The organism is Bacteroidota bacterium (assembly GCA_005882315.1).
Taxonomy (GTDB): Bacteria; Bacteroidota; Bacteroidia; order Chitinophagales; family Chitinophagaceae; genus VBAR01.
In genome coordinates, this window is sequence record VBAR01000001.1 from 58,863 (window position 1) to 75,297 (window position 16,435).

The following is a 16,435-nucleotide window of genomic DNA, read 5'->3' on the forward strand; positions in this document are numbered from 1 at the left end:
TTTTATTGGTTCAATGATATCCGTACCTGTACACCTGCACGGGTATTTGTTATGGGGAATGAATTACTGATCTTCGGAATATTCCTGTTTTGTTCAAAGTAAAACTTCAGGTTTATTCTTTTATTCAATACATAGTCAATAGAAGGTGCAATCCGTATTACTTTTTGACCCGCAGTACCAAATGAGGTATGCTGATCAAGTTTTGTATTTGCAGTAGCATCATCACGAACGCTGAAATCAAATTTGAATGTAACATCATTATCCAGTTTTGCACCGATCTTCGTATTCTTCAGGAACGGCACTCCTCTTTTTCTCCAGTTAAATCCAACCGTTACTTCCTCAGAACGATTTTCAGCCAACTGGTAATCTATCAAACTCAAACTTAATGTTCTTGATTTACGGTATTCAACTCTGAATGACATTTGATTTGCAAATGTCATATCTAATTCAAACATTGGATCGAATGCTTCCTGGATAGTAATATTTGGAACGAGGAAATAAGGAACATAGTTTCCTGTCAAGGTATCCTGGAAGGATGGAAAACCGATCCTGAAAGCGTCTTCAAAGAATAAGGCTTTATTAAAACTGTTCATGTTAAATGTACTATGATAGCCATGGCGAACACTGAAATTCGTAAACACTTTATCCATTCCAGGCAGTCTCGACAAACCGTTATATGTTAATGCCCAGTTTGGTCTTGGAATCAGTCCGCTAAAAGGATTTGAACGGATACTTGTATTGGCACTTTTGAAAAGAGAGACCGAATAAGGATCTTTCTTGGTATATGCAGCGATGAAAGCCGGTATCACTACATCCTGTGCATAACGTCCATAACCTTCTACATAACCATCTGCCCCAACAGTATTACCGCTTGCATAGGGGTTCGTTTCTTTCAAACGATTTGACAATACCTGCCGGTAAGACTCAAATGTTTTAAATGTCTCAGAAACTTCATTGGGATTAAATTTCTGGAACAATGTATTGAAAGCGATAAAGCTGATACTGAAACTACCTGCTGAGTAAGGACTCAATCTTGTTAAGCCAATATTATCTACTTTACTTGTGTCTTTGTATAATTCAGAATAATTTTTATCATATGTTTTATCAAGATTCAGGTCAATATTAAAATCGCGGAATGGACTTACCTGTGCAGTTATTCCCAATCGCTGATTATAGCGTTGATGTAACAATGCAGAAACTAAAGTATCCTGTGAAAATAATTGTTTTGCACCCATCCTGTTTATCCAGTTAGTATCTGGCTGATAACCGAGAATAAAATCCAAGCCAGGTTCTCCGCTTTTAAAATTATGACCCATAAACCTTGTACTATCAAGATAGCCTGGCAATGATGTACCCAATTCTTCTGTATACTGAATGCCTACATGTTTTACAGAAGTTAACACTTGGAAAAAAGCTTTTGTAACTCCGCCTACTTCAGGTAAGTTGTTTTTATTTGCTTCACGGGCTTGTTTTTTTGCTTCCTTCTTTTTTTGCCTGATCAGTTTTCTTAATTGCTTTGGAGAAAGATTTTTGCCAGCTGTATCCGAAGGCGAAATCAGTGACTGCGGTATAGGTTTTACACCCGGAACAGCGGCAGGTACAGCTGCTTTATCATTTTTATTCTTTCCAGTGGATTTTCCTCCTCCGCTTTTACCCCCGCCTCCTTTATTAGGATCTGCCGGTGCAGGATTAGGATTAATGTTTTGTTCTTTCGGCTTATATACCGCCCGCAGGAATTTCGATTTATCATACAGTTGCTCAAAATTCAGTTCTCCATTAAGATTCTTTGTATTGCCGTTACTTAATGTATTACCCAGGCTTCTTGCAAGCAACGATGCAGCTTGCCAGTTATATCTCACATTATAGCTGGCCCTTACAGTTGTCCAGTCCAGGAATGGAATTTTTTGCGTAGGTACATTGTAAGAGAAATTGATATTCTGCTGGAAGTTGGTGTTCCTTCCTCCTTTGAAAAAATTCTTACGTACACTGTCTTTCTTTTCTTTTGTATCAATGCGTCCATACGGTTCATCTATCCTTGAATTATTGATCGCATTGTAATCGATATTAATTGATTTAGTGAGTGGCCATTGTATGATAAAAAATCTGTCGAAGGTAAAATACTTGTTGTACGTTTCAGGAATTTTATAGGGACCGCCTCCAACATTCCTCACACGCAATGAGCCATATTGCCGGAATACATCTGCCCTAATAGATATTTGCGTTGGTGCATACGTAAGATTAATATCTTTTATAACCGTTAACCATTTAGAATTAGACTTGATCATTTTCTTAAATGGCTCAACCGGTCTTACCTGTGGAGAATAATTATAAGCAATAGCCCCACGGGTACGACGCACCAAATCATTTTCTATCAGCGGGTCATGGCTTTCGGTTGCGAGATAAGAATAATTAAAATCGAGGTTGGTAACACTCCATGGCTTCGGCTTTTTCCCGTCAGTCTTTAATTTCTTTACGTTGGTAAGGTTAACAGTCTTTATTGTTGTAATTGTTTGCGCATCGTTTTTAATAGAGTCTTGTTTACCTGCCGGCGCTTCATTGATCACATCTTTCAATTTCAAATCAAGTGCATACGGATCATACTCAGGACTGCTTACCACTTTACTGACCCCGGCAAATACAGGTATTTGTAATCCGAATTTTTTAGGGAACAGCAATCCTGCATTGATATTAGCTGATAGATCTATTGTATAAATATCTTCCCTGCTGCGCTCATTCACTCTCTGCTCCAGTGTACCGAAGCCGGTCGATTTCCCCGCTACAGACAGCGATAAATCAAACAGATCAGCACCTTTGATATTCAATCGTCCTATACCTGCCCATCCACCTTGTTCATCCAGGTTGGAAAAACGTAATTCATTAAACCAAACTTCAGCACAGGCAGTTTCCTTACCCACATTTTCAACACCCATCAACATAATCCTTACTTCACCAAGATTCGGATTACCAATGATAGCATAGGATTTACCATTGGCATCTGTTTCTTTATAGTATTGCGAATTTGAAATTCCACTTTTGTTTCTTCTTGTCTTCAAACGGGTGAGTTCCTCCAAATCGAAATCGAGATTGTTTACATCCGGCCAAATCTTCGTTGAATCGGTTTCGCCAAAATCAGTAAGCTTCAAGGGAACTTTTATTTCATAAAAATTACTTACAGCATCACTGCCTAATCTTACGATCGCATTTAGATCCCGGTCATCAAGGTCAGTTAGTGGTGCTTTCTCAGCATGCACAAACATGCGTAGTTTACCATACTGCCGCATATCCAGGTTCATATTTTTAAAAATACCTCTTGAATCAAATTTTGGCAACCCGCAAACTTTATAACTCAGCGATTGCTCATTCAGGTAGATCTGTGTATTAGTTGTTCCCAACTGTTGCTGGCGTTCTATACCTGGTGGTATTACATAACGTATAGGTTGACGCTGATCATTCTCTTCAATATTTACAGCCAGCGTATTTGTAACTACAGGATCATTAGCAGGAAGGTTTACATAGTTAGCCAGCGTATCTATCTGGTAAGTGAACTTTCTCCATTGATTACGTATCAATTCCAGTTTACCAAATCTAAGTGTAACAGAATCTGAAAAATCTGTAAGGAACATACGGATGAAACGAATGGATTTGAAATCGGGAATATTACCCACTTTAGCATGGTATTGTGATACGGGTATGCGGAAAAGATACCATGTTTCAGGTCTTGTAATACCATTGGGCGGTGTTACTTGCACTGTTCTTTTATCAGTGATGAAGTTTGTTCCAACAATCATGTTTGGTGATAATTTCACCCGGTATTGAAAATATTCTTCCACCTCATTCATCGTGTTGTCCCTGTTCAGGTCTTCCTGGTCGGGATACTGTGTAAACGCATTTACAAATTCAGGATTGTTGATCTCTGACTCTTGCGAAGTTGGTGAGTTGCCCTGTGGACTATTGATATTTTTATAGCGCTGAATAATACCAGCATTTATCTGGTCATATGTTGGTGAACGATACGGTACGAAATTATCTGCACTCGGATCACCTAAAGCCGCCTGATAAATTAATGAGCCTGCACCAAAATTCGTCAAGAGGGTATTTAAGTAAGCCGCTTGTTTTAAATTTTCCTCATCATCATTCAATCCGTCAAGACCAACATCCTGTTGTACCCTTTCATCTTCGTTGTTGGTAAATGCATTTGTAACCTGTAAAGGATTAGAAGGAGCTCTTCCCCAAACGGTATTATTATCAACTGGTACATTAGGTGTAGATGTAGTAGGCAAACCATTTTCATACATCCGCTTACCATCCCGTAAAATATCTTCTGAAATATTTCCAAGATTGAAATATAAGTCTCCACCCTGGCTTGAAGGATTACTAATAAACGGATCCTGTAACCAGAACTCAATAAACTCTACGTTGCCGGTTTCAAAATCGATCTGATCAATATTGCGCATAATACCACCCCATGCATTCCGTGGATTGAGTAAAGTACCATTCCCATTTATTCTTGTATTCCTGGATTCATAGTTATAGGGGCCTTTTTCCTTTGGTTGATAATGCAGGTCAAAAGTGGTAAGTAATCCCTGGCCGTACTCAGTGCTTTTTTTCGGGAAAATTTCATTTTGATAAACCTGTCTTGTTTCCGGTTTCGATATTTCATTCAAATCATTACGCAACGGATTATTAGGGTTGCCTTTTTCCTGCAAAACAGATTCAATATTATACCATGAGAATTTAGCCCTGTTATTATTATAATTAAGATTATTGCTCAGTTCTGCTTCGGGGAACATTACAGTACCAAATTGGTTGGGTGATTTTTGCGGAGTAGATGCTAACGTCCATCCGATAATTGGAAAACGCAGATCAATCGGTGCACGGGTTCCCTCAAAGTCATCTATATAGATTACACCATCCTCACCTTTACCAATTTGTTTTGCGTGGCCAGGGTCTAACAATGCTACCTCTCCATAGGCTGTAATGGAAGACATTTCTTTTGTATTATACCAGGGCAGTTTATCAAGCCATTTTGATAAACGGGGGATATCACTCCGGTAATCTGCATCCAAGCCATACATTGTATTGCGGATTGGATCTTCCCCATAGTTTTGTTTTACAAAAAAGGGTCGTTCACCAAGGCGTACAATTGTTCCTCCTAAAGAAAGTTTTTTACTTGCGAGATAATCGAAACGTGCAGCAAGGTAATTTTTTTGTTGCAGGGCAAATGTCCCCTGGTTTTCATATTGTACGTTTACCTGCACACCAGAGTTGATAATTGCCTGGTTTGTGACACGTAAAGTACCCAGGTCATAATTGATCTCGTAATCTATATTCTCCTGCAATATTTGCCCGCCTGCCGAAACAGTTACAGAACCTCTCGGAATATTAAATCCTAGTTGATAGTCGGACGAAACACTGGATTTGGATTTACCCACCAGTTTAAAGCGATTGAGGTTGGCATAAGTTTGTGCTATGGCTTTTATCGTATCATATAACGGGTAGTATAAATATTTCTTTCGCTTGGCCAAACTATCCACATCATCGTAGACATAATCTAGATCGTGACCAAAAGGTTCCAAGACAGGAAAAATGATCCGGCTTTGCGTTGAAAGCACAGTAAATCCTTCAATGAAGTCAAAAACACCATCTACCTGTGGATCGTTCTGATTATTTAGCCTGTCAAGATTTGTTTGCTGAATGAGGGGTTGCCCCTTGTATAAAGGGTTAGTTACATCTTCTGCAGGTAAAAATCTCTTTTCGCCAAGACTCGGTTCTTCGTAGTTTATGTCAAGTTTAAAATCTTGTCTTTCCAATTGACCAAAGCCAACAGAATAAACGTTTTTCATCATAAGTTCCCAAATAGGAAGATAAGTACGTTGTGATGTTGCTTTGAGTAATTTCAGGAATAAAACATTTTGTGTATTACCTGTTGTATCGGGTGGTACGTCTGTAGAGAATTCACCCACCTGGTAATATCTTCCGTTATAGGCATATTGAAATGCAATACCTAATACTTCATCTGGCTGCAATGGTTGGTTTAATGAAACGAACCCGATCTGCGGATTGAAGATATAATCACTCGGCTGTAATTTTCTTGCATAGGTTTTTTCAAAATCCTGAACAGGGGTCAACCCGTTGGTATTTAAAAAATTTGTAATAGTGGATGAGTTGCGGATAGCCGGGTTGCTCGTCAGCAAACCATACAGTGAGTTTGCATTATTACCAGGAAATGCATTGTCGTTATTACTTCCACCCCATGGCCCGAAAGGCTTGCCTTCCCCGAGGTCCATTAATGCTACGATATCTCTTGTATCGGTTGTAGCACCCTGCCGGTTAGTTACCCATACTTCAAGTCTCAAAATTTGTATGGGAGAGTTTACGATCGGCAATTGCTTCATAGCCTTATTATAATTAGCTCTGAAGTATTGAGATAAAAGAAAGTGACGGTTCTCCTCATAATCATCGGCCCGCAAAGAAAAATTTTGTGTAGCGGTACCACCTGATAAACCGGCTGTCTGTCGTGTCGAACGCATATTGGCCATTACTCCGGTAACATAAAATTTTCCAAATTGCAATTGTGTTTTCAAACCAAACAGACCTTGTGCACCAGGTATCAATGTTCCTTTTGAATTGAATTCAACATTACCTGCTTTAAATACTTTAAGAATATCATCAGATTTTCCTTCATAATCCAGTTTGAGTTGATTTTCAAAATCAAAATTGGCCAATGTATTATAGTTGATCGGGAGTTTTAGTTTATCACCGATCTTAGCATCTACCTGCAACTGTGAGCTCATATTAAAATCAAAGCCCCCATTATTTCTTGCCCGCTCAGGTAAGGTTGGGTTTGCAATCTTCTGACCCTGGTAACCGGCAAGCAAATCGACATAACCTGATGGCTTGATCTCAACTTTACCCGTACCCACGATCCGGTTAAACCAATCAGGTTTTACCTTGAATTTTGGCTTATCGATCTTGCGGTTCATGTTGGCGAGCATATTGCTCCGCTTTTTGAAATAATCGATCTCATCTTTTTTTCCCTGCATATTGAGAAATTCTTGCATGGAAAATGAGATAGGTGTGCGGTAGTAACTACTTCCTATTTTTTCAATAATGTAGTATTGCTTTGTTTTTGGATCGTACTCGATATTGCGTTTGATATAAGAAGTATCGCGGAAATCAAAAGTATTGCGGCCGGGGTTGGAATAGGCATCGCTGCGGCGGTCATTTAATGGAAAACGAACTGTGGTATCCTGGAAAAAGTAATTTCCTGAATAATTACGGGTACGGGCTTCAGCTTTTGTGTTAAGTAAAAAAGCAAAAAGAATGGTAGCCGATAGACGGAATATGTAAGCAGCAAGATTCAATGTTCCCGGACAATTAGTTTAGGTAGAGATAGGGGCTATAGGCTACACTGTTTTTAAGGCTTGTTTGATAATGTCTTCAATTTTTTGGTTAGGGTCGGTTTTTACTATCTGCTGAATGGCTTTTTCAGCGGCCTGGCGGTTGATGCCCAAAGCCAGTAAAGCATTTAACGCATCGTGATGCAAGCTATTGTGTTTCATAGGAGAAATATTTGATTCCTGTGGCAATTTAGCAAGTTTATCTTTGAGTTCAAGGACGACCCTTTCTGCCGTCTTTTTCCCTATCCCTTTTATCCCTTCCAGGGCCCGGCTATCCCCCGTAACAATGGCCCCAACCAACTCGTCAGGTTTTGCATATGACAACATAACTCTGGCTGTTGATGCACCAATACCTGAAACGCTGATAAGATTAAGAAAAATTTCTTTTTCTGCCTTGTCATAAAAGCCATAAAGAAGGTGGGCGTCTTCTCTTATGTGCAGGTGTGTGAAAAGGGTACCCTGCTCAAGGTTTTGAATTTTGGAATATGTGTTGAGGCTGATATGTACTTCATAACCCACGCCGTTTACATCCACAGAAACAACGGCTGGACTTTTAAAAACAAAAACACCTTTCAAAAAGGATATCATGGTTGCGAATATAAGAGAAACTGTTGTTCAAAGCTTCAAGTTGAATGTAGAATGTTGTCATTGAGTCCAATATAAGGCACTAAAACATGAAACTTTAAACCTTAAACATGAAACATTTATCTTCGTGCCCTCAAATTTTCAGCATGATACACCAGAAAACGACAGCCGCAATTACAGCCGTGGGAGGATATGTACCTGAAGACAAGCTTACCAATTTTGATCTTGAAAAAATGGTGGAAACTAACGATGAGTGGATTCGAACAAGAACAGGCATAAAGGAAAGAAGGATACTGAAAGGTGAGGGTAAAGCCACATCGGATATGGTAGTACCAGCCGTAAAACAGCTCTGCGAAAAAAGAGGTATTAGCCCAAATGAAATTGATTGTTTGATAGTTGCTACAGTAACCCCGGACATGGTGTTTCCTGCTACGGCGAATATTGCCTGCCATAAATTAGGCGCAAAACATGCATGGGGCTTTGATGTGTCTGCTGCCTGCTCTGGTTTTTTATATTCACTTACATTAGGTGCATCCTTGATTGAAAGTGGCCGTTATAAAAAAGTGGTTGTATGCGGCGCCGATAAAATGAGTGCTATTATCGATTACACAGACCGGAATACTTGCGTTTTATTTGGTGATGGTGCAGCAGCGGTTTTGCTTGAACCCAATCATGACGGGTTTGGCATACTGGATAGTTTATTAAAAAGCGATGGAAGCGGAGCAGAATTTTTGCATATGAAAGCTGGGGGTTCATTAAAACCAGCTTCGATCGAAACGGTAACGAATAAAGAACATTTTGCATTCCAGGATGGACAACCTGTTTTTAAAGCAGCTGTAAAAGGAATGGCAGATGTAAGTGCAGAGTTGTTGGAAAAAAATAATCTTACCGGAGATGATATAGCATGGCTGGTACCTCACCAGGCAAATAAAAGAATCATAGATGCAACTGCAAGCCGTATGGGATTGGATCCCGAAAAGGTAATGCTGAATATAGAACGCTATGGCAATACAACTGCTGCAACAATTCCATTATGTCTTTGGGAATGGAAGCATGAATTAAATAAAGGAGATTTACTCGTATTAGCTGCATTCGGCGGTGGATTTACATGGGGAGCTACCTTAGTAAAATGGGCTTATTGATATTATTTTTTTACTATTCCGTATTAAATTGGTTCTGAAAAAAGTTGCAGGGAATAATTATTGATTCTATTTTGTAAATCATAATTCTTCTACCTATGAACAACAAACGCTTTCCATTCTGGCTTCGATTTATGTTTTTTACAACCGTATTTTCAATTGCCTTTTTCCTGATCATTTTCGTAATTGAAAAAAATCCTTCGGGTGATTTCAGGTTGCTGTTGATTAAGGTAGGCTTACTAGCCAGCGCATCTTCTTTTATTTATAATTTATTGCTGGAGACTGATCCTGATCCGGAAGCAGTAGATTAAACTTGATCAAATCGTTTGTGATTTAAAACTCCAAAACAATATTGCAATACTCATAAAGTAACTACCTCCAATTCCTTTTCAATTATACTCACAGAGATTACAAATAATTATTTTAAAGATCAATCCCGCAATTAAGATTACTTTTTTCTTGACCAAATTATAAAATCTGTTTGCGGTATTTTCTCAATGCCTACTTGACGAAGCATGTTTACTAACTGGCCGCGGTGATAATTATCATGATTGAAAACATGCAGTATAACCTGGAAAACAGGCTGCTTAAACATTTCCCTTTTAGTATTGTAATATTGAAAGACATGCTCCAATGCCATCTCTGATGCATTATTTATCCAATCTTTCCATTGGTTAGATTGGGCCATCAATCCGTTGCTTACATCTTTCATGCTACCATTAAAATTCTCAGAAGGTATAATGATCCTTTCATGCATTTTCATGCGTTGCCACCATGCACTTTCAGCATCCCACATGTGCAGTACTGTTTTGTATAAACTACTAAAGCTACTGGGCACTTCGGCCTTTTGTTTTTCTTCGGCTAAGCCATTGATCACCTCCAATAGTTTCAGGTTGGCCCATGCATTATAGGCTGCAGATTGGGATAATAATTCTTTCATAGCTGAATGTGAAGGCAGGTTTTTTGAGTGGTGGTGCTGTAAGGTTGAAATCATCTACTTTTGTTCCGATAGCCATCGGAAGGTTTTAAGAAACAAAATTTATCAAAACATATTTTAAAATGGATAAAAGTTTTCCCCGTCCGACCGGTCCTAATGGGGAATCCTCTGAGAAGAGGTCATCCGGCCGGGCACTAACAGGGTTCAGTTCTCTTGCAATACATGGCGGACATGAAGAAGACCCACGATATGCTCACCAAACTCCCATTTATGCATCCAGCACCTATGTGTACGATTCAGCTGAACAAGGAATGCGGCGGTTCAAAGGTGAAGAGGAGGGTTATATCTATAGCCGCTGGGGCAATCCCACTTTTACAGACGCAGAACAAAAAATAGCAGCGCTGGAATCATTTGGTGTTACGAATCCAGATGGCTCACCACTTGAAGTAAAAGGTATTCTTCATTCTTCGGGTATGGCGGCAATATCTACGATGCTTTTAGCAACGCTGAAAGCTGGGGATAAAATTCTTTCGCATTACTCCTTATACGGTGGCACAGAAGAAATAACACAGAATATTCTGCCGGGTTTTGGAATTGAAAGAGTGATCGTGGATCTAAGAGATTTGAATATTGCTGAGGCGGCTATAAAAGCTGACCCAAAAATAAAACTGCTGTATATCGAAACACCGGCTAATCCTACTATTCAATGTGTGGATATTGAAGAATTGACAAGGCTGGCCAAGAAATATAACCTTGTTGTAGCATGTGACAACACTTTTGCAACTCCTTTTCTGCAGCAACCATTTAAATACGGTGTTGACTTTGTAATGCACTCGACAACTAAATTTTTAAATGGTCATGGTACTGCAATTGGTGGTATTTTACTGGGAAAGGATATTGAACTGATGAAAACAAAAGTGACCAAAGTGCATCGGTTGCTCGGCGGCAATTCAAATCCTTTTGATGCATTTCTTTTGATACAGGGGATAAAAACATTAGAGGTAAGAATGGAACGGCATTGCCATAATGCAATGGAGGTCGCCAACTATTTAGAAACACATGATGCAGTTGCAAAAGTAAATTACACTGGCCTTGCCTCTCATCCGGATCATTATACCGCGAATAAACAAATGCGTCATCCCGGTGCTATGCTAAGCTTTGAATTGAAAAAGCAATTGCAGGGAGGTATCGATTTTATGAATAAACTTAAAATGTGTATAAGAACAGTTTCACTCGGAACAGTTGATACCTTGCTTTCGCATCCTGCATCTATGACGCATTATGGCGTAGGAAAAGCAGAAAGAGAAAAATATGGCATCACCGACGGATTGATAAGAATGAATGTAGGAATTGAAAACCTCCAGGACATAATAAACGATCTGTCACAAGCCCTCGATTAAATTTTTTAAACAAACTGCATTATGAAAAAGTTATTCCCTGCAATTATTCTTTTGCTGATATCTACAGCATTAATTTCCCAACCTCCTGCCGATGTGAGACTGAAAGGTCTTGACACATTTGTCCTCCGGATCTTGAAAGACTGGAATGCTCCCGGTGTTACAATTGCCGTTGTTGAAAAAAATAAGGTAGTCTATACCGGTGGTTTTGGTTATCGTGATGCAGAAAAGAAATTACCTGTAACAGAAAATACATTGTTTGCAATCGGATCATGTACAAAAGCATTTACTGCAAGCATGCTTGGGATGCTTGTAAAAGAAGGAAAAGTAGATCTTGATAAGCCTGTTCGTAATTATTTACCCGAATTAAAATTTCAAAATGAATATACAAATGACCATGCTACACTAAGAGATATGATGAGCCATCGTACTGGCTTACCGCGGCATGATTACTCATGGTACGGTTCTACTGCAAGCAGAAGTGAATTGCTGGAAAGAATACAATACCAGGAACCTTCTTTTGAACTACGAGAAAAATACCAGTACAACAATTTTATGTTCATGGCCCAAGGAATGGTAATTGAAAAACTTACTGGTAAAAGCTGGGAAGAAAATTTAAAAGAAAGAATACTGCAGCCTCTTGGAATGAGCAACACAAATTTGTCAGTAATTGAGATGGAGAAATCTGCTGACCGTTCTTTGGCTTACACAGAAGAAAATAATAAACTCAAAGTAATTCCTTACCGTAATATTGATGGAATTGGGCCAGCAGGTTCTATCAACAGTTGCGCAAAGGATATGGCAGCATGGTTGATCACATGGATCAATAATGGTAAATACAATGGAAAGGAAATTATTCCTTCTTCGTACCGAAACCAGGCCATCCAGGTGCAAATGGCCACTGGTGGCGGCATACCTGGTTCAGAAAATTCGGATATTCATATGAGCGGATATGGATTGGCATGGGGCATGAGTAGCTATCGCGGTCATTACCGGGTGGAACATGGCGGCGGTATTGATGGTTTCATTACTACAACCGGTTTTTATCCGAGTGATAGCATCGGCATATTCGTTTCCTCAAACCAGGGAAGTGTGAGTACCAGCATTAGAAATTTTATTGCTGATAAAATGATGAAGCTTTCTTATCGCACCTGGGGCAAAACAGGATTGACCGAAAAAATGAAAGGAGATTCATTGGCTAAAGCAGCTCCAAATACCGACAGTCTCAATCAAAAAAAGGGAACCAAGCCATCAAATGAGATAAACGGCTATGCAGGCACTTATGAAAATAAAGGATACGGTAAAATAAAGCTTTTTATTGAACGTGATACACTATGGATTGATTATAATGAAGCAGGCAAAAGAACACAATCATACCTCCAGCATTATCATTTTGATATTTTCAGAATTCGTTCGACAGAAGAAACAACGGAACCTAAGGATGCACCAAAAGTTTATTTCAATATGGATGCAAAAGGTGAGATCGTTTCACTGAAAACGAAAATGGAACCTGCTGTGAAAGATATCGTCTTTGAAAAACTACCACCAGAGGTTGAATTAAGAAAAGAAGATCTAAAAAAATATGAAGGCGATTTCGATCTTGGTTCAGGTGTGATAGCAAAATTTTATATAAAAGGAGAAAAAACATTATATGCTTTTATTGAAGGCCAGCCGGAATATGAATTGATGGCTTCAGGAAAAAATAAGTTTGAACTAAAAGCATTGAAAGGCTACAGTGTTCAATTTGACGAGAATGAAAAAGGAGAAATTATCGCTGTGAATTTTGTACAACCCAACGGAACATTTAAAGCAAAAAAGAAATAATTATGAAAAGAATAGCCTGGGTTGCTATCCTCTCAATAGCTTTTTCCTGTACATCTACACAAAAGGATTACGACACCATCATTCGTAATGGAGTGATCTATGATGGTAATGGCGGTGAACCTTTCAAAGCCGATATTGGAATAAAGAATGATACCATCGCTTTTATTGGTGATCTGTCAAAGTCTTCAGGAAAAGATGAAGTGGATGCAAAAGGAAATGCAGTTGCCCCGGGTTTTATTAATATGCTGAGCTGGGCAACTGAAACATTAATTGAAGACGGAAGAAGCCAGAGTGATATCCGGCAAGGTGTAACGCTGGAAGTAATGGGTGAAGGCTGGAGCATGGGCCCTTTGAATGAACAATTAAAAAAACAACAACAGGAATCACAGGGCGATATTAAATTCAAGATCGAATGGAATACATTAGGTGAATACCTGGATTTTTTAGAAAAGAAAGGTGTGAGTTGCAATGTAGCATCCTTTATCGGCGCTACTACTGTCCGTATGCATGTAATTGGTGAAGATAACCGTGACCCCACTCCTGCTGAAATGGACAGCATGAAATTGCTAGTGAAGCAATCAATGGAAGAAGGCGCAATGGGTGTAGGCACATCACTCATTTACCCGCCTGCATTTTTTGCCAAAACAAATGAACTGGTTGAATTGTGTAAAGTAGCATCATCATATGGTGGTTCTTATATCAGTCATATGCGCAGCGAAGGGGACAAACTACATGAAGCAATTGAAGAGCTGATCACTATTGCAAAAGAAGCAAATATTCATGCAGAGGTTTATCATTTAAAAGCAGCAGGAAAAGATAACTGGGGCAAAATGGACAGTGTAATTAAAAGAATTGAACGGGCACAAAGAGAAGGTCAGGATGTTACTGCTGATATGTACACTTATATTGCAGGTGGTACTGGCCTTACAGCTACGATGCCCCCTACTTTACAAGACGGTGGTTTTGGTAAACTGAGAGAAAGATTACAAGATCCGGCTGTAAGAAAGCAGTTGAAATCGGAAATGAATATCAAAACTGATAAATGGGAAAACTTTTTCTATGGCGTAGGCACACCTGAAAATATTTTAGTGGTTGGCTTCAAACAGGACAGCCTGAAAAAGTATACCGGAAAAACACTTGGCCAGATCGCAAAAATGTTTGGGAAATCGCCGGAAGAAACTGCAATGGACTTAATTATTAAAGACAGCACAAGAGTTGAATGTATTTATTTTTTAATGAATGAAGACAATGTAAAAAAGCAAATAGCTATTCCCTGGGTAAGTTTTGGAAGCGATGAAGGTTCTTATACTAACGAAGGTGTATTTATAAAATCAAATGCACACCCGAGAGCTTATGGAAATTTTGCAAGGGTAATTGGAAAATACTGCAGAGATGAAAAACTGATCAGTTTACAGGAAGCTATCAGAAAACTATCCAATTTACCTGCAAAGAATTTAAAAATAAAAAAACGTGGCGAGTTAAAAGTTGGCAACTATGCTGACGTTGTTATTTTCGATCAGGCTAAAGTAAAAGACAATGCAACCTTTGAAAAACCACATGTATATGCTGAAGGCATGGTACATGTTTTTGTAAATGGTGTACAGGTTTTAAAAGAAGGTGAGCATACAGGCGCAAAACCAGGAAGATTTGTGAAAGGACCTGGATTCAAAATGTAAAATGTTGTTCCGATAGCTATCGGGATTAAAATTTAGAATATAAAATGAGCATAACTATTCGAAGAGCTGTAAAAGAAGATTGTCCACGATTATTGGAATTGGTAGAAGAACTAGCCATTTATGAAAAAGCGCCAAATGAAGTAACAGTAACATTAGAGCATTTCATTGAAAGTGGTTTTGGAGAAAACCCGGTGTGGTGGAGTTTTGCTGCCGAAGAAAATGGACTGATCCTGGGTTTTGCATTGTACTATATCCGGTACTCAACATGGAAAGGACAGGCACTATATCTCGAAGATATTTTAGTAACTGAATCAGCAAGAGGAAAAGGAATCGGCAAATTATTACTCGACCGGCTGATCGAGGAAGCAAAAGAAAAAGGATTTAAACGAATTGTATGGCAGGTATTGGAATGGAATGAACCTGCTATCAATTTCTATAAGAAGTACAATGTAAATTTTGATTCAGAGTGGGTGAACTGCAGTATGAATGTTAGCTGACGCCAGAAACTTCCATTGTTTTATTGATCTTTAAAACCAACCCCTGCAATACTTTTCCTGGACCTGCTTCAGTAAACTTAGATGCTCCATCAGCAATCATGGATTGTACACATTGCGTCCATCTTACAGCACCAGTCAATTGTTCAATCAGGTTTTGTTTTATTTCTTCTTTATCCATTACTGCTTTTGCAACTACATTTTGATAAACTGCACAGGTTGGATTATGAAATTTCGTTGATTCAATTGCCGCTTGCAATTCTTCTTTTGCTGGTAGCATTAATGGAGAATGAAAGGCCCCGCCAACAGGTAATACTAAAGCTCTTTTTGCTCCTGCAGCTTTCATTCTCTCACAAGCAATATCAATTCCTTTTATACTTCCGCTTATTACTAACTGGCCAGGGCAATTATAATTTGCCGGAACAACCACCTCTCCTGTTTCATCCTGTACTTCTTTACAAATTGCTTCTACTTTATCATCAGCAAGATTTAAAACAGCGGCCATAGTTGAAGGATTTATCTCACATGCATTTTGCATCGCAGTAGCTCTCACGGATACTAATTGCAAAGCATCTTCAAAACTCAAGGTACCATTTGCAACTAATGCAGAGAACTCACCGAGTGAATGACCTGCTACCATATCAGGTTTTAAACTCTCTATACTTTTATAAGCGATAATAGAATGAAGAAAAACGGCGGGCTGTGTTACTCTTGTTTGTCTCAGGTCATCTTCTGTACCGTTGAACATGATATCGGAGATTCGGAAACCGAGAATTTCATTTGATTGCTCAAATAATTTTTTTGCAAAAAAACTATTTTCAAAATGTTCCTTAGCCATTCCCGGAAACTGTGACCCCTGTCCCGGAAAAACGAAAGCATGTTTCATAACAGAAAGTTTTACTACCCCTACCCTATCCGCAGATTATTTCAGCAGACAAAAAAGGTTTGATAACTGAATGTAATCAAACCTCATTGCTGCAAAT

At 38.9% G+C, this 16,435-nt stretch carries 10 protein-coding genes; 6 read left to right on the forward strand and 4 right to left on the reverse strand.

Going from position 1 to position 16,435, the window contains the following annotated elements; genetic code table 11:
• Positions 1 to 2: 2 nt before the first annotated feature.
• Together sprA and ruvA are read right to left on the reverse strand one after the other, a co-directional pair.
• Positions 3 to 7,364: a cell surface protein SprA gene (sprA, locus tag E6H07_00270; GenBank protein ID TMI64385.1), complete on the reverse strand. Its 7,362-nt coding sequence runs from the start codon at positions 7,362 to 7,364 to the stop codon at positions 3 to 5.
• Between the two features lie 42 nt (positions 7,365 to 7,406).
• Complete coding sequence (ruvA, locus tag E6H07_00275) at positions 7,407 to 7,988, reverse strand: Holliday junction branch migration protein RuvA (GenBank protein ID TMI64386.1); 582 nt, start codon at positions 7,986 to 7,988, stop codon at positions 7,407 to 7,409.
• Positions 7,989 to 8,131: 143 nt separating this feature from the next.
• On the opposite strand from ruvA, the gene E6H07_00280 reads away from it, so the two are divergent.
• On the forward strand, positions 8,132 to 9,127 hold the full coding sequence (locus E6H07_00280) for a ketoacyl-ACP synthase III (GenBank protein TMI64387.1): 996 nt from the start codon (positions 8,132 to 8,134) through the stop codon (positions 9,125 to 9,127).
• A gap of 95 nt (positions 9,128 to 9,222) precedes the next feature.
• Positions 9,223 to 9,435, forward strand: a complete 213-nt coding sequence (locus E6H07_00285) for a hypothetical protein (protein TMI64388.1) — start codon at positions 9,223 to 9,225, stop codon at positions 9,433 to 9,435.
• Between the two features lie 137 nt (positions 9,436 to 9,572).
• Here E6H07_00285 and E6H07_00290 read toward each other — a convergent pair whose 3' ends face one another.
• Positions 9,573 to 10,118 (reverse strand): DNA polymerase, encoded by a 546-nt coding sequence (locus E6H07_00290; GenBank protein TMI64389.1) that lies wholly within the window; start codon positions 10,116 to 10,118, stop codon positions 9,573 to 9,575.
• A gap of 65 nt (positions 10,119 to 10,183) precedes the next feature.
• Here E6H07_00290 and E6H07_00295 point away from each other — a divergent pair, with 65 nt between their 5' ends.
• The 4 genes from E6H07_00295 to E6H07_00310 are packed head-to-tail and all read left to right on the forward strand — an operon-like array spanning position 10,184 to position 15,455.
• Complete coding sequence (locus tag E6H07_00295; GenBank protein TMI64390.1) at positions 10,184 to 11,461, forward strand: PLP-dependent transferase; 1,278 nt, start codon at positions 10,184 to 10,186, stop codon at positions 11,459 to 11,461.
• A 21-nt stretch (positions 11,462 to 11,482) separates the two neighbouring features.
• Entirely contained in the window at positions 11,483 to 13,282 is a 1,800-nt protein-coding gene (locus E6H07_00300) for a serine hydrolase (GenBank protein ID TMI64391.1), read from the forward strand.
• A gap of 2 nt (positions 13,283 to 13,284) precedes the next feature.
• On the forward strand, positions 13,285 to 14,958 hold the full coding sequence (locus tag E6H07_00305) for a D-aminoacylase (protein TMI64392.1): 1,674 nt from the start codon (positions 13,285 to 13,287) through the stop codon (positions 14,956 to 14,958).
• A 44-nt stretch (positions 14,959 to 15,002) separates the two neighbouring features.
• On the forward strand, positions 15,003 to 15,455 hold the full coding sequence (locus tag E6H07_00310) for a GNAT family N-acetyltransferase (GenBank protein TMI64393.1): 453 nt from the start codon (positions 15,003 to 15,005) through the stop codon (positions 15,453 to 15,455).
• Here E6H07_00310 and fabD read toward each other — a convergent pair.
• A complete protein-coding gene (gene fabD, locus E6H07_00315) occupies positions 15,448 to 16,338 on the reverse strand; it encodes an ACP S-malonyltransferase (protein ID TMI64394.1) in 891 nt (296 codons plus the stop codon). The two genes, E6H07_00310 and fabD, sit on opposite strands and share 8 nt — an antisense overlap.
• Positions 16,339 to 16,435 lie beyond the last annotated feature (97 nt).